Origin of the sequence: Sphingobium scionense, assembly GCF_014197035.1 — a bacterium.
GTDB lineage: Bacteria > Pseudomonadota > Alphaproteobacteria > Sphingomonadales > Sphingomonadaceae > Sphingobium > Sphingobium scionense.
The window spans coordinates 1-1,424 of sequence record NZ_JACIEU010000091.1; the positions used below are offsets into that span (position 1 = coordinate 1).

The window sequence follows — 1,424 nt, forward strand, 5'->3', positions numbered from 1 at the left end:
GGTCGCGTCCGTCAATGTGGTGTAAAATCGGGTGTGGCCACTGGGCTGCATTTTCAGGCGGCCTTGGGTGTAATCTGTAGCGGCTGTGCCTCCTCGATCATTGGTGTGGCAAGGGCGGCCATGCCCTCGATCTGCATGTAGCGGTGCTGGAGCTGGTATTCGTCATTCTGCTCGAGCAGGACGGCGCCGACGAGGCGGATGATGCTGTCCTCGTTCGGGAAGATGCCGACCACATCGGCGCGGCGCTTCACTTCCTTGTTCAGGCGTTCCAGCGGATTGGTGCTGTGGAGCTTGACCCGGTGCTGCTCGGGGAAGGTCATGTAGGCGAGCACGTCGTGCTCGGCATCGTCCATGCAAGCGCCGAGCTTTGGCCAGCGGGCGCGCAACTGATCAGCGACCTGCCGCCAGACCTGCGTCGCAGCGGCATGGTCGGGCTGAAGGAAGACCTGACGGATTGCAGCGGCAACGACGGTATTCTGGCCCTTGGGCACATAGGCCAGGGCGTTGCGCATGAAGTGGACGCGGCAGCGCTGCCAGGTCGCGCCCATGACGCGGGTAATCGCCGCCTTGAGCCCCTCGTGGGCATCGGAGATGACCAGCTTCACGCCGGTCAGGCCGCGCCGGACGAGGTCCTTGAGGAAGCTCGACCAGAACGGCTCGGCTTCGGAAGGACCGATGTGCAGGCCGACGATCTCGCGCTTGCCCTCGGTGTTGACGGCCACAGCGATTATCGCGGCGACACTGACGATCCGCCCGCCCTCGCGCACCTTGAGATAGGTAGCATCGAGCCAGAGGTAGGGCCAGTCGCCGGCGAGCGGCCGCTTGAGGAAGGCGTGGACCCGCTCGTCGATGTCCTTGCACAGCTTGGATACCGAGGACTTGGAGATGCCAGTCATGCCCATCGCCTGCACCAGTTCATCGACGCGCCGGGTGCTGACGCCGGCGATCCATGCTTCCTGGATCACCGCGACCAGCGCCTTCTCGACGGTCTTCCTTGGCTCCAGAAAGCCGGGAAAGTAGGCGCCGGTCCGCAGTTTGGGGATCTTGAGATTGAGCGTGCCGAGCCGGGTGTCGAGACTGCGGTCGCGGTAGCCATTGCGCCAGGTCGTGCGATCGCCGGAACGCTCGTGCCGGCCGGCGCCGACCAAGCCATCGACGTCGGCCTCCATGATGATCTGTAATACGTTCTCGGCGATCGTGCGCAGGAAATCTCCATCTCCGGTCTTCGCCATCAGCTCGGCAAGCGGTAATCTATCGTCGGTCATCGGGATCAACTCCTCGGTGGGCGTGTGAAGTGTGGTAACTCCACCTTACCGATGAGCCCGGTGGCCACCGAGATCGAATTCGCATGGGTGGGGCATGCCCCACCCATGCGATCGCCTCAATCTACACCGGAAATTACACCACGAGCGCGGACGCTAACG

General features: G+C 63.5%; 1 protein-coding gene. It reads right to left on the minus strand.

What is annotated here, in order from left to right; all coding sequences use genetic code 11:
• Positions 1–53: 53 nt before the first annotated feature.
• Entirely contained in the window at positions 54–1,265 is a 1,212-nt protein-coding gene (locus GGQ90_RS28870; RefSeq protein ID WP_059150834.1) for an IS256 family transposase, read from the minus strand.
• Positions 1,266–1,424 lie beyond the last annotated feature (159 nt).